We start from the raw sequence: 14,089 nt of genomic DNA, 5'->3' as shown, positions 1-14,089 counted from the left end.
CGCGTTTCCCTTTCGTTCCTGCTGTGGCATAAAGCCGCGCTATGGAGAGCCCGCCGCGCAAGATCATCCATATCGACATGGATGCCTTTTATGCGTCGGTCGAACAGCGCGACGCCCCCGAACTGCGGGGAAAACCGATCGCGGTTGGCGGCGGCGGGCCCCGCGGCGTGGTCGCCACGGCGAGCTACGAAGCGCGCGTCTTTGGCGTAAAGTCGGCCATGCCGGGCGCGCGGGCGCGGCGGCTTTGCCCCGACCTGCTGTTCGTGAAGCCTCGTTTCGAGGCATATCGCGCGGTCTCGGCGCAGGTGCGGGAGATTTTCGCCCGCTTTACCGACATCATCCAGCCCCTGTCGCTGGACGAGGCGTATCTCGACGTGACGACGGACAAGCTGGGCATGTCATCCGCAACGATGATCGCCGAAGAGATCAGGCGGATGATCCGAGAGGAGACCGGCCTCACCGCTTCTGCAGGCGTCTCCTACAACAAGCTGATCGCCAAGCTCGCTTCGGACCAGAACAAGCCGGACGGCATTTGCGTCGTCCGGCCCGGCGAAGGTGCAGACTTCATGGCGAAGATGCCGGTGCGGCGCATCCATGGCGTGGGACCTGTGACGGCGCAGCGGATGCATGTCCTGGGCATAGAAACCGGGGCGGACCTGCGAGCGCGAGACCTTCCCTTCCTGCAGCAGCATTTCGGCAGCGCCGCACCCTTTTATTACCGGGCTGCGCGGGGTGAAGACGACCGGCCGGTGCATGAACGGCAGGAAAGAAAGTCGGTCAGCGTCGAGGACACTTTTGTCGACGATCTCCTGACGGAGGAGGCGCTGGTCGCCGAAATCGATCGGATTGCGAAGAGTCTGTGGAGCAGGATCGAGAAAAGCGGCGCCTATGGCAGGACTGTGGTACTGAAGATCAAATTTGCGGATTTTCGGATCATCACCCGGTCAAAAAGCATGGGCGCGCCGGTTCGCTCGGCGGAACTGCTGGCCGAGACCGGGCGCGCCTTGCTGGTCGCTCAGTTGCCGCTCCGCATGGGAGCACGGCTGCTGGGCCTCGGCGTGCACAATCTCGACCAGGAGGAGGGCGCAGAGGCGGGACAGCAACTCAGCTTCCCGCTCTGAACCGGCATCAGAAGGGCAGCCAGTTCCGCTTTTCCGTGAACTTCATGTAACCGGCGTTGACGCCCAGCCGATAACCGACACCCAGCCGGATCGGAATTAGCACGACGCTGCCCCAGCGCAGATAGCTGGCGGTGAACCCACCCACCAGATAAGCCGTGCCTTCGGCCGCTGGGAAGCGATGGTAAAGGTCCTGCGTGTCGTAGAGATTATATACGAGGACGAAGGTGTTGGCGGCATTGCCGCCCACATCAAAACCGATGGATGGGCCAGTCCAATAGACCTGTCGCCGCCCTTCGACCTTATGGTTGAGAGTGCCCGATCCGTAGCGCAGGCCAACAACGAACGCGCCCGAGGCTTCGCGCCCGGCGATATAGGCGTTGGGACGCCCCTGATCCTTCAGGATCTTTTCGATCATGCCGGCAAGCCCCTCGGCGCCCTTGCCGAACACGCCCTCGGCCGCGCCGATCAGATCATCTTCCTGGTAGGACTCAGCTGGAGTGAGGGCGGCGGGCGGCGAGTTAGCTGTGACGGGCGCGCCCGTCGCAGTGCTGCTGCCCGTAGCAGGAGGGACCGAATCCTGCGTGGCCGCGCTTGAAGGCGGCACGCTGCTATCGACGCCCGGGTCGGTAGGCGCGCCGTTCGATGGCGGAACAGGGGCGAGGTCTGCATCAATCGCGGTGTTGGGATCGACGGTGCGCACCTGCGCCTGCGCAGCGAGCGGCGTCACCGCCATGCCAGCAGTCGCCAAGACCCATGTGCCGCCACGCGCGACGCGGGCCGTAATCCGCTTTACCATCCCGATCATGCCCGCAACTCCCCGAATTCCCGCTCTTCAACCATCTGTTAGATTATCGGATAGCAAGCTGAAACGACAATGAACGAACGGCGATCCGAGTCGATTCCGGGCTGGAACGAATCCGATAGGCAGAATTGCGAGAATTTCGTGGCATAGACCCGTTGCCTTGCGCGAAAGCCGCCGTTATAGCGCTTCTCGCCTAGCCGCTGTCCCGCCGCAAGCGGGCGTTCAGGCCATGTTTGGAGACGTGGGTGAGTGGCTGAAACCAACGGTTTGCTAAACCGTCGTACTGTGAATACGGTACCGAGGGTTCGAATCCCTCCGTCTCCGCCACCTTTCCATCGTCGATCCGGCTTCGGCCGCTGCTGCCGGCGTCAGGCCGGGATCAGCCGCCTTTCATAACACCAGCTTGCCCATAGCTGTTGCGCCATGCGGCCGGCGGTGCGCAGGCGGTTGGGCGGCACGCGGGTCTGGAGCGGCTTCTTCTCATCGGCAAGGCTGGGGGGAAGGTCGCGAAAGCCACAGACGCGCAAGTTCGCGATCTCCGCGGCCTGCCGGCATAGGGCGGTGAAACGGCGCATCACCGCATGATTGGGACGCTGCCGGTCGCGCGAGAGCATTTCGAAGCTGTGCGTGACGACGACGAAGGCCGGATGGCGCTCCTGTACGGCGTGACGCAGCCCCATGCGCATCTCTCCAGCCGACATGGCGCAGATCTGAGCGGGACGAAAGCCGCCCGGACGATCGATAATGCCCGACACAGGCAGTTCGGAGACGGCGAACCTGTGCGAAGGGCCGATCTGGTCGCCCGCGCCGCTGATGCGGCAGCCATAGCGGCGATAAGCGGGATTGACGCTGCTGTCCCAATTGATGCCGACCCGCGCCAGCGCCCGCAGCGTATCATCATTGGCGCCAAAATTGCCCGCGCGGAAGGCCGTGACGGCGGGCGCGCCTCCCTGTTCCAGCAAGCGTTGCCCCAACGTCAGCAACGTCACCTGATCATCCAGGGCGAAATCGCCGATATTGCGGCCCTGCCGCCCTCCAAGAGGAGACCCAGAGGCCCAACGCAGCCATTCGCTATGGATATGAAGCTGCACCTCATGTCCGCGCCTAGCGATCGCGGCGACGATAGGCTTTAGAAATTCGGTTCCATGGACAAGCGCGGGCATGGGGTCGAGAAAGAACACTCCTCTAAGGCCATGCCGTTCCAGCTCGTCCATCTGCCAACCGATACCATAGGCGCGGCCCTGCGCGCATACACCCCATATCGAAGAGCGGACATTGTCGTCCAAGCCGACGCCGCGCTCGTGCAGTAGGGCCGACAACTCCGTGTCAATGGTGATCAGCAAGTCGGTCATGATCCGACCGCCTTAACCAACCCGTGTTAAGGAGCGGTAACGCAGCCGCCCATGTCAGGGGAGATGCGCGAATTCGCCATAGGCTCCTTGGAAGAAAAGCAGCGGCTTGTCCGGCCGATCGACTTCCAGCGCCTTGACCCTGCCGAGGACGATATAATGGTCGCCTGCCTCATGCACCGCCTCCAGCGTGCAGTCGATCCACGCGACGACGCCGTCCAAGATTGGCGAGCCCAGGAAAGACACGCGATGCGCCACACCCGCGAACTTGTCGGCGCCCTTGGCCGAGAACTGGCGGCAGAGCAGTTGCTGGTCGCTCGCCAGCACATTCACGCAAAAGCGTCCTGCCTGTTCGATCCGCGGCCAACTGCTGGAGGATTTCGCCGGAAAGAAGGCCACCAGCGGCGGGTCGAGGGAAACGGAAGTGAAGGAGCCAACCACCATGCCGGTGGGACCATCCTGATCCACCGCGGTCACGACGCAAACGCCTGTCGGATAATGGCCCAGCACGCGCCGGAAGGTAGTGCTGTCAAATTCTACGGCGTCGGTCATGGCTGGTCTTTCCGAGAGTCGGGATTGAGAGGGCGTTCAGCCTGGATTGTTCGCGCCTTGCTATAAGGCTGGCAAGGAAAACCACGCTGTCGATCGGCAGGCGCCGCCGATTCGCGCCATGGAGCGGCTACCCACCAGCGCGCGGGCGCGTTACAGCGCGCTATGATTGCGATTCATCCGCTGACCGGCATGCCGGAAATCAACGCCGGTGACGACCTGGCGACGCTGCTGCGAGAGGGGCTGGAGGCTCCCGGACTATGGCCGGTGCAGGCAAATGACGTGCTGGTCGTGACCCAGAAGATTCTGTCCAAGGCGGAAGGCCGCATGGTCGATCTGGACGAGGTGGAGCCCAGCCCCGAGGCGCTGGCGCTGGCAGAGACGACGCGCAAGGATGCTCGGCTGGTCGAACTGGTGCTGCGCGAAAGCAGCGCGGTCGTGCGCGCCGTGCCCCATGTGCTGATCACCCGCCACCGGCTGGGGCATGTTATGGCCAACAGCGGCATTGATCGGTCCAACATCGGACCCGGCGGATCGGAGCGGGCGCTGCTGCTGCCCATCGATCCTGATCGGTCGGCGGCAGGGCTAAGCCGTGCGCTTGCCGGTGAAAGCGGGATCGCGCCAGCGGTGGTCATATCCGACAGTTTCGGGCGGCCATGGCGGCATGGTGTGGTCGGCGTTGCGATCGGCGCAGCGGGACTGCCCGCGTTGGTTGATCGCCGAGGCGAGCAAGACAGAGACGGCCGCCGGCTGGAGGTGACGCAGATCGCACTTGCAGACCAGATCGCGACGGCAGCGGCGCTGGCCACTGGCGAGGGTGCGGAAGGCATACCGGCGGTGCTGATCCGCGGCTTGCCGCTGCCCGATGGCGATGCGCCTGCCGCCGCGCTGGTTCGCCCGCTGCAGGAGGATCTTTTCCGATGAGCCGCATCGTCGTGCTGACCGGAGGGGTGGGCGGAGCCAAGCTCGTTTTGGGGCTGATGCGGGTATGCCGGCCGAAGGACATCACGGCAATCGTCAATACAGGCGACGATTTCCGCCATATGGGGCTGGCGGTTTCGCCGGACATTGACACCCTGCTTTACACGCTCGCTGGCAAGGCCAATGCGGCGCAGGGATGGGGCCGTGAAGGCGAAAGCTGGAGCTTCATGGATGTGCTGAAGTCGCTGGGCGGCGAGAATTGGTTCCTGCTGGGCGACGGCGATCTGGCGCTGCATGTGCTGCGTTCACACCTGCTGGCGAACGGGGAGACGTTGAGTGCGACAACGGCCCGCTTCGCTGCGGCATGGGGGCTAGGCTTGACCATGTTGCCAATGAGCGATGACCCGGTCGCCACCCACCTAACAACTGACGAAGGCGATCTGCCCTTCCAGCGTTATTTCGTCCAACGGCGCTGCGCTCCTGCCGTACAGGCGATCCGATTTGAAGGCGCCGCGCGTGCGGTCCCAGCGCCCGGCGTGATCGAGGCGATCAGCGATCCGGAGACACGGGCCATCCTGATCGCGCCGTCCAATCCCTGGCTGAGCGTCGATCCGGTGCTGGCGGTGCCGGGCATCCGCGAGGCGCTGGCGGCGGCAAAGGCTCCGGTCGTGGCCGTCTCCCCGATCGTTGGCGGGCAGGCAGTGAAGGGGCCAACCGCCAAGCTGATGGGCGAGTTGGGGCTGGCCGTCACCAACCAGAGCATTGCTGCGCATTATGCGGGTGTGATCGACGGGCTGCTGATCGACGGACGGGACGATGCGGCTGACCTTTTGATCCCGCATGACGTCACTGACACGCTGATGAAGACGCTGGAGGATCGGGAGAGAGTCGCGCGCGCCGCTCTGGCACTGGCGGACCGGATCGCAGGTTGAGCCGTGCGCTGCTGGATCGTCATCCCGATCAAGGCTCCAGAGGCGTGCAAGACACGGCTCTCCCCGGCGCTGGGCGATAGCGAGCGGCAGGCTTTGGTGGCCGAGATGCTGCATAAGACGGTTTCTGCCGCGCAGGCTGTGGCCGGGCGGGACCAGGTGCTACTGCTTGGGCCTTCGCGTCATGGGCTGGATGCGGACATAAGCCTGCTTGCCGATCCGGGGCGTGGCCTCAATGCAGCAGTGACAAGCGCGCGGGACACCGCCGTCCGGGAGGGGATCGGACGATTGCTCCTGCTATCTGCGGATCTGCCGACGATCGAACCCGAAGATGTGGCGGCGTTGCTTGATGTAGCTGCGGACGCTGTTGCTGGCGGGCCTGACCGCGCGGGGAAGGGCACCAATGCATTGTCCCTGCCCCTGCCCGCCGCATCGCAATTCCGTTTCCGTTACGGCGAAGGGAGCTTTGCCGCGCACCGGGCCGAGGCCGCGCGGCTTCGCCTTCCATTCCTGACCATCGACCGGCCCGGCCTGGGCCTGGACATCGACGGGCCCGACGAAGTGGCGCTCTGGCGGCAGGGCTGAACGCCCCGCTGACCGGATCAGATAGCGACGCCTGCCGAAGCGAGTACCGCAAGCGTCAGCAACTCGGACGCATTCGAGGCCATGGTGGCGATCTGCACCGATTTTTCCATTCCGACCAGCATCGGCCCGATCATCGTCGTGCCGCCCAATTCGCGCAGTAGCTTGGCCGAGATATTCGCGGACTGGAGTCCTGGCATGACGAGCACGTTCGCGGGACCGGACAGGCGGCTGAAAGGATAATTCTTCATCACCGTTGGGTTGAGCGCCGCGTCGGCGGTCATTTCGCCTTCATATTCGAAATCGACATCCCGGCTGTCGAGCACCTTGAGGGCGTCCCGAACATTTTCCAGATGGCCGCCGGGCGGATTGCCGAAATTGGAATAGGACAGGAAGGCGACGCGCGGATCATGGCCCATGCGGCGCGCGACCGCGACAGTGCCTTCGGCGATGTCGGCCAGTTCATGGGCGGAGGGCCGTTCATTGACGGTCGTATCTGCGAGGAACACCGTCTTGTCCTTCGATACCATGATATGGATGCCGAACGGTGTGCGATCGACCGCCGGGTCCATCACGCGCTTCACCTCGCGCAGCGTCTGGGCGAAGGGGCGCGTCACGCCCGTGATCATCGCGTCGGCATGACCCATGCTGACGAGCAACGCACCGAAGATATTGCGATCCCGGTTGACCATGCGCTCACAATCGCGGCGCAGATGGCCCCGCCGCTGCAGCCGTTCATAAAGGCGATCGGCCATGTCCGGCACCAGCGGCGAATTGACGCTGTTGTGCAGTTCGAAGCTTTGCGGATCGCGGACACCGAGCGCCTGCAGCTTGTCATAAACCTCGTGACGGCCAACCAGGACAGGGATGCCATAGCCAAGGTCACGGAACTGGATCGCAGCGCGCAGCACCACTTCCTCTTCCGCTTCGGCAAAAACGACGCGCTTAGGATTGGCCTTGGCCACCTCATAGGCGGTGGTCAGCACGGAAGTCGTGGGATTTAGCCGCCCTTTAAGCGACTGGCGGTAGGCCGCCATGTCGGCGATCGGCTTCTGCGCGACGCCGGTTTCCATCGCAGCCTGCGCAACGGCGGCGGGCACGACTTCCATCAGGCGCGGATCGAAAGGCGCGGGGATGATATAATCCGGGCCGAAGCTGTGCGAGCGGCCATAGGCTTTCGCGACTTCCTCGGGCACTTGCTCGCGCGCCAGTTCGGCAATCGCCTGCGCGGCCGCCACCTTCATCGCCTCATTGATCCCGGTGGCCCGCACATCGAGCGCGCCACGGAAAATGAAGGGGAAGCCAAGCACATTGTTGACTTGGTTGGGATAGTCCGAACGGCCGGTCGCGACGATGGCGTCGGGGCGCACCTCCAGCACGTCGGGGGGCGTGATCTCGGGATCTGGATTGGCCATGGCAAAGATGATCGGCTTGCCAGCCATCTCCTTCACCATGTCCTGCGACACTGCGCCAGCGACCGACAGCCCAAGGAACACATCGGCACCCTTGATCGCCTCGGCAAGCGTGCGTGCGTCGGTCTTCACCGCATGCGCCGACTTCCACTGGTTCATGCCCTCGGAGCGGCCCTGGTAGATGACGCCCTTGGAGTCGCACATGATGACATTGTCATTCTGCACGCCGATCGCCTTGATCAGCTCCGTGCAGGATATGGACGCCGCGCCCGCGCCGTTCACGACGACCTTCATGTCCTTGAGGTCACGGCCAGTCAGCATCGCCGCATTGATGACGCCCGCCGCCGCGATGATCGCGGTGCCATGCTGGTCATCATGGAAGACCGGGATGTTCATCCGCTCTTTCAGCGTCTGTTCGATGATGAAACATTCGGGTGCCTTGATATCTTCAAGATTGATGCCACCGAAGGTCGGCTCCATCAGTTCGACCGCGTCGATGAATTTATCGACATCCTCGGTCTTAAGTTCGATATCGATGGAATCGACGTCGGCGAAGCGCTTGAACAGCACCGCCTTGCCTTCCATCACCGGCTTGGACGCGAGCGCGCCGAGATTGCCGAGACCCAGGATCGCCGTGCCGTTGGAGATGACGGCGACCAGATTGCCTTTGGCGGTATAGTCATAGGCGGTTGCGGGATCTTCGGCGATGGCGCGCACCGGAACGGCGACGCCGGGCGAGTAAGCGAGCGACAAATCACGCTGCGTGGCCATGGGCTTCGACGCGATGATCTCGATCTTGCCGGGCCTACCCGTCGAATGGAAAAACAGCGCCTCGCGCTCAGAAAATTCCACATTCGACTTATCGGCCATGACACATCCGTCCCCACTTTTTCCTACAATGGCCCTAGCGGCAAGCGTGACCTGTCGGCAAGCGCGAGAAACACGTTTTTTCGCGCTCTTTCCTGATGTGCCGCTTGCGGCTATCGCCTGACGACCATGCATAGCCCCAAGGACCTTGCTGCAAACCAACCAACGCCGATGATGGCGCAATATCTGGCGCTGAAGGCCGAGGCGCAGGACTGCCTCCTCTTCTATCGCATGGGCGATTTCTTCGAGTTGTTCTTTGACGATGCGAAGGCGGCGGCGGCCACCCTGGACATTGCGCTTACCAGCCGGGGCGAACATGGCGGCGCGCCGATCCCGATGTGCGGCGTGCCGGTGCACAGCGCAGAAAGCTATCTCGCCCGGCTGATCAAGGCGGGACACCGTGTCGCCATTGCCGAACAGACCGAAACCCCGGCCGAGGCAAAGGCGCGGGGGAGCAAGGCGCTCGTTGCCCGGGCGATCGTCCGCTATGTGACGGCGGGCACGCTGACCGAGGAGACGCTGCTCGACTCCCGGCGCGACAACATGCTCGTCGCCTTGGCGCAGACAGGAGGCGACGGCGCTGGTGAAATCGGGATCGCGGCGGCCGATATTTCGACAGGGCGGTTCGAGACATTGACGTTGCGCCCTGCCGATCTGCCCGCCGAACTCGCGCGACTGCGGCCGAGCGAGGTCGTGGTGCCCGATGGCTTGGCGCTTGATCTGGCAGACTCGCACCCTTTCGATCGGGCAGCCTTTTCCAGCAACAGGGCCGAGGCGGCGCTGAAGCGGTTGTTCGGAGTTGCGACACTGGATGGCTTCGGCCAGTTCGGACGCGCTGAACTGGCGGCGATGGGCGGGCTGATCGGCTATCTTGACCATGCGGGCAAAGGCACCCTGCCCTTTCTCGCTCCGCCGGTGCGCAAGACGAGCGGTGCGCATGTCGCCATCGACGCAGCGACACGGGAAAGCTTGGAGATCACCACCACGATGAACGGCGCGCGGCCGGGCAGCCTGCTGGGAGCGGTGGATCGCACCGTCACGGGCGCAGGCGCACGGCTGCTGGCTCAGGACCTGTCTGCGCCGCTGATGGATCAAGGACTGATCGAGGCACGGCTGGGCCTGGTCCAACTTTTCCACGATGACCCGCTGCTTCGCGACCAGCTCCGCGCCGCGCTGCGGGCGCTCCCGGATATTGGCCGAGCGTTGGGTCGTATTGCAGTGGGCCGGGGCAGTCCGCGCGACCTGGGGCAGTTGCGGGACGGGCTGAACGAAGCACGAATGCTGCGCGAAAGGCTGGGGAGGCTGCCAGACCAACCGCCGCTGCTGCTGCAACTGCTTCCGGCGCTGGATGGCCATGGCGCGCTGGTGGATAGCCTTTCACGGGCGCTGGTGCCGAGCCCGCCTACGGAAACGGCAAACGGCGGCTATATCGCCGATGGCTATGACCCGGCGCTGGACGAACTGCGGCGCATGGCGGGCGACGGGCGCCGCGCCATCGCAGCGCTGGAGGCGAAATATCGCGAGCAGAGCGGAATCGGTTCGCTCAAGATCCGGCATAATGGCGTGCTTGGCTATCATGTAGAGGTGCCAGCGCGTGCAGCCGATCCGCTGATGCAGCCGGATAGCGGCTTCACGCATCGTCAGACGCTGGCCGGGGTGGTGCGCTTCAATTCGGTCGATCTGCATGAACAGGCAGGCCGGGTCGCCCAAGCAGGCGCTCATGCGCTGGCGGCGGAAGCGGCGCATCTGGAGGATTTGATCGAGTCCGCCCTCACCCGCAAGTCCGAGATCGCGCTGGCCGCCGACGCGCTCGCCAGGCTCGACGTGGCGGCCGCGTTGGCCGAAAGAGCGGCCGAGGGCGGGTGGCAGCGGCCGCACTTCCTGCCGCAGGATGGCGAAGGTCCCTGCCTTGAAATCATCGGCGGCCGCCATCCGGTGGTCGAGGATGCGCTGCGGCGGGAAGGCCAGCCCTTTGTCGCCAATGATTGCCGCCTGGGGGCGAGCGACCGGCTTTGGCTGGTCACCGGCCCCAATATGGGCGGTAAATCGACTTTCCTCCGGCAAAACGCCTTGATCGTCATCTTAGCCCAGGCTGGCGCCTATGTGCCTGCGCAATCGGCAACGCTCACCCTGGTCGATCGGTTGTTCAGTCGCGTCGGCGCGTCGGACAATCTGGCGCGCGGGCGTTCGACCTTCATGGTCGAGATGGTCGAGACCGCGGCTATCCTTGCCCAAGCGACGGAGCGCAGCTTCGTCATCCTGGATGAAGTCGGGCGTGGCACATCCACCTATGACGGGCTGGCGCTGGCATGGGCGGTGGTCGAAGCGGTGCATGAGGTCAATCGCTGCCGCTGCCTGTTCGCGACCCACTATCATGAGCTGACGCGGCTCGCGGAGACGCTCTCGGCGCTCTCGCTCCACCATGTACGGGCGCGCGAGTGGAAGGGCGACCTTGTCCTGCTCCACGAACTGGCACAGGGCCCCGCCGATCGCAGCTATGGCCTCGCCGTTGCACGGCTTGCGGGTTTGCCGCCGGCGGTGCTTAAACGCGCCAAGGATGTGCTGACGCGTCTGGAGGCGGGCAAGGCCAAGACCGGGGGCATCGCCGCTGGTCTAGACGACCTTCCGCTGTTCGCGGCGGCAGCGGCGCATGAGGAGGACAAAGTCGATCCTTTGCGCGCAGCCCTCGACGCGATCGATGCCGACGCTCTGTCGCCACGCGAGGCTTTGGAGCAGCTTTATCACCTGAAACAACTGGCCGCAGCCAGTAGCGAAGACTAGATTAAACCCATGGTCATGCAGTTCCCCTCCCTGGGATCGCGCCGCTCGATCATTGATCGGCGCGCGATTTCCGACAGCATCAATGCCTTGGCGCAGGAATATCGGAGCGATCCGGCCAAGCTGCGCGGAATGATCGTGAAGGAGTTGAAGGCTGCACTGGACGCTGGACGCATTGACGTCGCTCGTCGCCTGGATGCGAAGCCGACACGGGGCCGGGAGGCGGTCACCGCCTTCGCCTTCCTGATCGATCAGATATTGCGCCTACTCTATGACGCGACGACGCATCATCTGTATCCCGCGAGCAACCGCAGCACGGGAGAGCGCATCACCTTGATGGCGGTGGGCGGCTATGGGCGAGGAGAAATGGCCCCACATAGCGATGTGGACATTGCCTTCATCACGCCCTGGAAGCCGACAGGCTGGACCGAACAGGTCATCGAATCGATGCTCTATTCGCTCTGGGACTTGGGGCTGAAGGTGGGCCATTCCAGCCGTTCCGTCGATGAGACCATGCGCATGGCGAAGGCGGACCTGACGGTGCGCACCGCGCTGCTGGAGGCCCGCTATGTCTGGGGCGATCGCGCTCTTTACGAAGACACGGCCAAGCGCTTCGACGCGGAAGTGATGCAGGGCACCGCGCGCGCCTTTGTCACTGAAAAGCTTGAGGAACGCGACGAGCGGCACAAACGGATGGGCGACAGCCGCTATGTCGTCGAGCCCAATGTGAAGGAAGGCAAGGGCGGGCTGCGCGACCTCCACACGCTCTTCTGGATCGGTAAATATGTAAATCGGGTAAGATCGGTCGCCGAACTGGTCGATGTCGGCCTGCTGACTGAGCTGGAGCTGCGCCAATTCCAGAAGGCGGAGGATTTTCTGTGGGCGGTGCGCTGCCACCTGCATATGATCACAGGACGGGCGGAGGACCGCCTAACCTTCGACCTGCAGCTGGAAACCGCCACGCGGATGCACTTTACCGGACGGCAGGGCCGGTCGGGGGTCGAGCGCTTTATGCGCTATTATTTCCTGAACGCGAAGGCAGTTGGCGATCTTACCGCCGTTTTCCTGGCGCATCTGGATGATCAGCTAGGTCCCAAAGGGCGGCGTTATATTCCGTCCATCTTCCGCAGGCCTAAGAAGCTGGACGGATTTGTGCTGGACCGCGGGCGCCTGGCGCTGCCGAGCGATGATTTTTTCCAGGAAGACCCGGTTCGGCTGCTGGAGATTTTCGCGGTGGCCGATCGCCATGAGCTCGCCATTCATCCGAGCGCAATGCGTACGGCGAGCCGGGACGCGGGTCTCATCACCGCGAAGATCCGCCGTGATCCGCGTGCCAACACAGCCTTTCTGGATGTCCTCACATCGCAGCGCGATCCGGAGACGGTGCTGCGCTGGATGAATGAATCGTCGGTGTTCGGCCGCTTCATCCCCGATTTCCGCCGCGTCGTCGCCCAGATGCAGTTCGACATGTACCATCATTATACGGTGGACGAGCATACCATTCGCGCCGTCGGCCTGTTGGCGCGGATCGAAAAGGGAGAATTGAAGGAGGATCATCCGCTTTCGACCGAGATCATGGGAAGGCTGCTGTCCCGCCGCGTACTCTACATCGCCGTTCTGCTGCATGACATCGCCAAGGGGCGGGGCGGCGATCATAGCCTGCTCGGCGCGGAGGTAGCGGAGCATCTCTGTCCCCGGCTCGGCCTCAGTGCGGCTGAAACCGAGACTGTGGCCTGGCTGGTGCGGCACCATCTGCTAATGTCGGCGACCGCATTCAAGCGCGACTTGGCCGATTACAAAACGATCCTGGACTTTGTCGAAGTGGTGCAAAGCCCCGAACGGCTGCGGCTGCTTCTCTGCCTTACAGTGGTCGATATCCGTGCGGTCGGCCCGGGGGTCTGGAACAGCTGGAAACGCCAATTGCTGGGCGACCTCTATGAGGCGGCCGAGGAGGTGCTTAGGCTTGGCCACAAGCAGAAGGGCAGAAGCGAGCGGGTCACCGCCAAGCAGGAGACGCTGCGCCAGGCGCTGGGCGTGTCCGCTGCCGATTTCCAGAAGCTGAGCAAGCGCTTGCCGGAATCCTACTGGATTGCGGAGCCGGAGGATATCTTGATCCACAATGCCCAGCATATTCTGGAGTCCGGCGATTCCCCGCTGTCGATCGCGGCGCAATATTATCCTCAGCGCGGGGCGACGCTCGTAACCGTCTATGCGGCGGACCATCCGGGTCTCTTCTATCGCATCGCCGGCGCCATCCACTTGGCGGGCGGCAACATTATCGACGCCCGCATCCATACGACGCGTGACGGCGTGGCGATCGACAATTTCCTCGTGCAGGATCCATTGGGCGGCGCATTCCACAGCCCGGAGCAGCTGACCCGCATTCGCAACGCGATCGAGGATTCACTCGCCAATCGGCACCGCATGATCACCAAGCTGGAGGCACGGCCGCTGCCCCGCACCCGCGCCGAGGCATTCCGGATCGAGCCCAATGTTCTGATCGACAACAAGGCGTCCAACCGCTTCACGGTGATCGAGGTCAACGCCCGGGACCGCCCTGCCCTGCTGTTCAGCCTGGCCAACGCGCTGTTCCAGTCCAAGGTCACGGTGCACAGCGCTCATGTCGCCACTTATGGCGAGCGGGCAGTCGATACCTTTTATGTGACGGACCTGCTGGGCGGGAAGATCGAAAGCAAGGCGCGGATCCAGACGCTGGAAAGGCGGCTGCGCGAGGCAGCAGGCGGCGAAGTGGGGGATGCGCTGGAGCAGGCGTAAGGGC

General features: G+C 63.8%; 10 protein-coding genes and 1 tRNA gene. 7 read left to right on the top strand and 4 right to left on the bottom strand.

Annotated elements, in window-relative coordinates; genetic code table 11:
- Positions 1–41: 41 nt before the first annotated feature.
- Positions 42–1,121, top strand: a complete 1,080-nt coding sequence (gene dinB, locus EP837_RS07445) for a DNA polymerase IV (protein ID WP_066525980.1) — start codon at positions 42–44, stop codon at positions 1,119–1,121.
- Between the two features lie 7 nt (positions 1,122–1,128).
- On the opposite strand, the gene EP837_RS07440 is transcribed toward dinB, so the two are convergent.
- Positions 1,129–1,926: a DUF1134 domain-containing protein gene (locus EP837_RS07440; RefSeq protein WP_066525976.1), complete on the bottom strand. Its 798-nt coding sequence runs from the start codon at positions 1,924–1,926 to the stop codon at positions 1,129–1,131.
- Positions 1,927–2,158: 232 nt separating this feature from the next.
- Here EP837_RS07440 and EP837_RS07435 point away from each other — a divergent pair.
- Positions 2,159–2,250: transfer RNA gene (locus tag EP837_RS07435), tRNA-Ser, on the top strand.
- A gap of 41 nt (positions 2,251–2,291) precedes the next feature.
- Here the strand turns inward: EP837_RS07435 and EP837_RS07430 are convergent.
- Together EP837_RS07430 and EP837_RS07425 are read right to left on the bottom strand one after the other, a co-directional pair.
- Positions 2,292–3,275, bottom strand: coding sequence for a polysaccharide deacetylase family protein (locus tag EP837_RS07430; RefSeq protein ID WP_066525974.1), 984 nt, complete (start codon positions 3,273–3,275; stop codon positions 2,292–2,294).
- Between the two features lie 54 nt (positions 3,276–3,329).
- Entirely contained in the window at positions 3,330–3,824 is a 495-nt protein-coding gene (locus EP837_RS07425; protein ID WP_066525972.1) for a flavin reductase family protein, read from the bottom strand.
- Between the two features lie 162 nt (positions 3,825–3,986).
- Here EP837_RS07425 and cofE point away from each other — a divergent pair, with 162 nt between their 5' ends.
- The 3 genes from cofE to cofC are packed head-to-tail and all read left to right on the top strand — an operon-like array spanning position 3,987 to position 6,256.
- On the top strand, positions 3,987–4,745 hold the full coding sequence (gene cofE / locus EP837_RS07420; protein ID WP_066525970.1) for a coenzyme F420-0:L-glutamate ligase: 759 nt from the start codon (positions 3,987–3,989) through the stop codon (positions 4,743–4,745).
- Positions 4,742–5,674: a 2-phospho-L-lactate transferase gene (gene cofD / locus EP837_RS07415; RefSeq protein ID WP_066525969.1), complete on the top strand. Its 933-nt coding sequence runs from the start codon at positions 4,742–4,744 to the stop codon at positions 5,672–5,674. Before cofE ends, cofD begins: the two co-directional genes overlap by 4 nt.
- Positions 5,675–5,677: 3 nt before the next feature.
- Entirely contained in the window at positions 5,678–6,256 is a 579-nt protein-coding gene (gene cofC / locus EP837_RS07410) for a 2-phospho-L-lactate guanylyltransferase (protein ID WP_066525964.1), read from the top strand.
- Positions 6,257–6,273: 17 nt separating this feature from the next.
- Here the strand turns inward: cofC and EP837_RS07405 are convergent, their stop codons facing one another.
- Positions 6,274–8,535 (bottom strand): NADP-dependent malic enzyme, encoded by a 2,262-nt coding sequence (locus EP837_RS07405; RefSeq protein WP_066525963.1) that lies wholly within the window; start codon positions 8,533–8,535, stop codon positions 6,274–6,276.
- 126 nt (positions 8,536–8,661) lie between these two features.
- On the opposite strand from EP837_RS07405, the gene mutS reads away from it, so the two are divergent.
- Entirely contained in the window at positions 8,662–11,313 is a 2,652-nt protein-coding gene (gene mutS / locus EP837_RS07400; RefSeq protein WP_066525960.1) for a DNA mismatch repair protein MutS, read from the top strand.
- Positions 11,314–11,322: 9 nt separating this feature from the next.
- Complete coding sequence (locus EP837_RS07395) at positions 11,323–14,085, top strand: [protein-PII] uridylyltransferase (RefSeq protein ID WP_066525958.1); 2,763 nt, start codon at positions 11,323–11,325, stop codon at positions 14,083–14,085.
- Positions 14,086–14,089 lie beyond the last annotated feature (4 nt).

The sequence above is a fragment of the Sphingobium sp. EP60837 genome, from assembly GCF_001658005.1.
GTDB classification, from domain to species: Bacteria; Pseudomonadota; Alphaproteobacteria; order Sphingomonadales; family Sphingomonadaceae; genus Sphingobium; species Sphingobium tyrosinilyticum.
Note: the sequence above shows the minus strand (reverse complement) of the source record. Positions and strands in the feature narration are given on the sequence as shown.

What these genes read in the sequence shown, in the direction of transcription:
- EP837_RS07430 (WP_066525974.1), bottom strand. Translation starts at nt 3,275, where the DNA reads ATGACCGACTTGCTGATCACCATTGACACGGAGTTGTCGGCCCTACTG.
- cofE (WP_066525970.1), top strand. Translation starts at nt 3,987, where the DNA reads ATGATTGCGATTCATCCGCTGACCGGCATGCCGGAAATCAACGCCGGT.
- EP837_RS07405 (WP_066525963.1), bottom strand. Translation starts at nt 8,535, where the DNA reads ATGGCCGATAAGTCGAATGTGGAATTTTCTGAGCGCGAGGCGCTGTTT.
- dinB (WP_066525980.1), top strand. Translation starts at nt 42, where the DNA reads ATGGAGAGCCCGCCGCGCAAGATCATCCATATCGACATGGATGCCTTT.
- EP837_RS07425 (WP_066525972.1), bottom strand. Translation starts at nt 3,824, where the DNA reads ATGACCGACGCCGTAGAATTTGACAGCACTACCTTCCGGCGCGTGCTG.
- EP837_RS07395 (WP_066525958.1), top strand. Translation starts at nt 11,323, where the DNA reads ATGGTCATGCAGTTCCCCTCCCTGGGATCGCGCCGCTCGATCATTGAT.
- EP837_RS07440 (WP_066525976.1), bottom strand. Translation starts at nt 1,926, where the DNA reads ATGATCGGGATGGTAAAGCGGATTACGGCCCGCGTCGCGCGTGGCGGC.
- mutS (WP_066525960.1), top strand. Translation starts at nt 8,662, where the DNA reads ATGCATAGCCCCAAGGACCTTGCTGCAAACCAACCAACGCCGATGATG.
- cofD (WP_066525969.1), top strand. Translation starts at nt 4,742, where the DNA reads ATGAGCCGCATCGTCGTGCTGACCGGAGGGGTGGGCGGAGCCAAGCTC.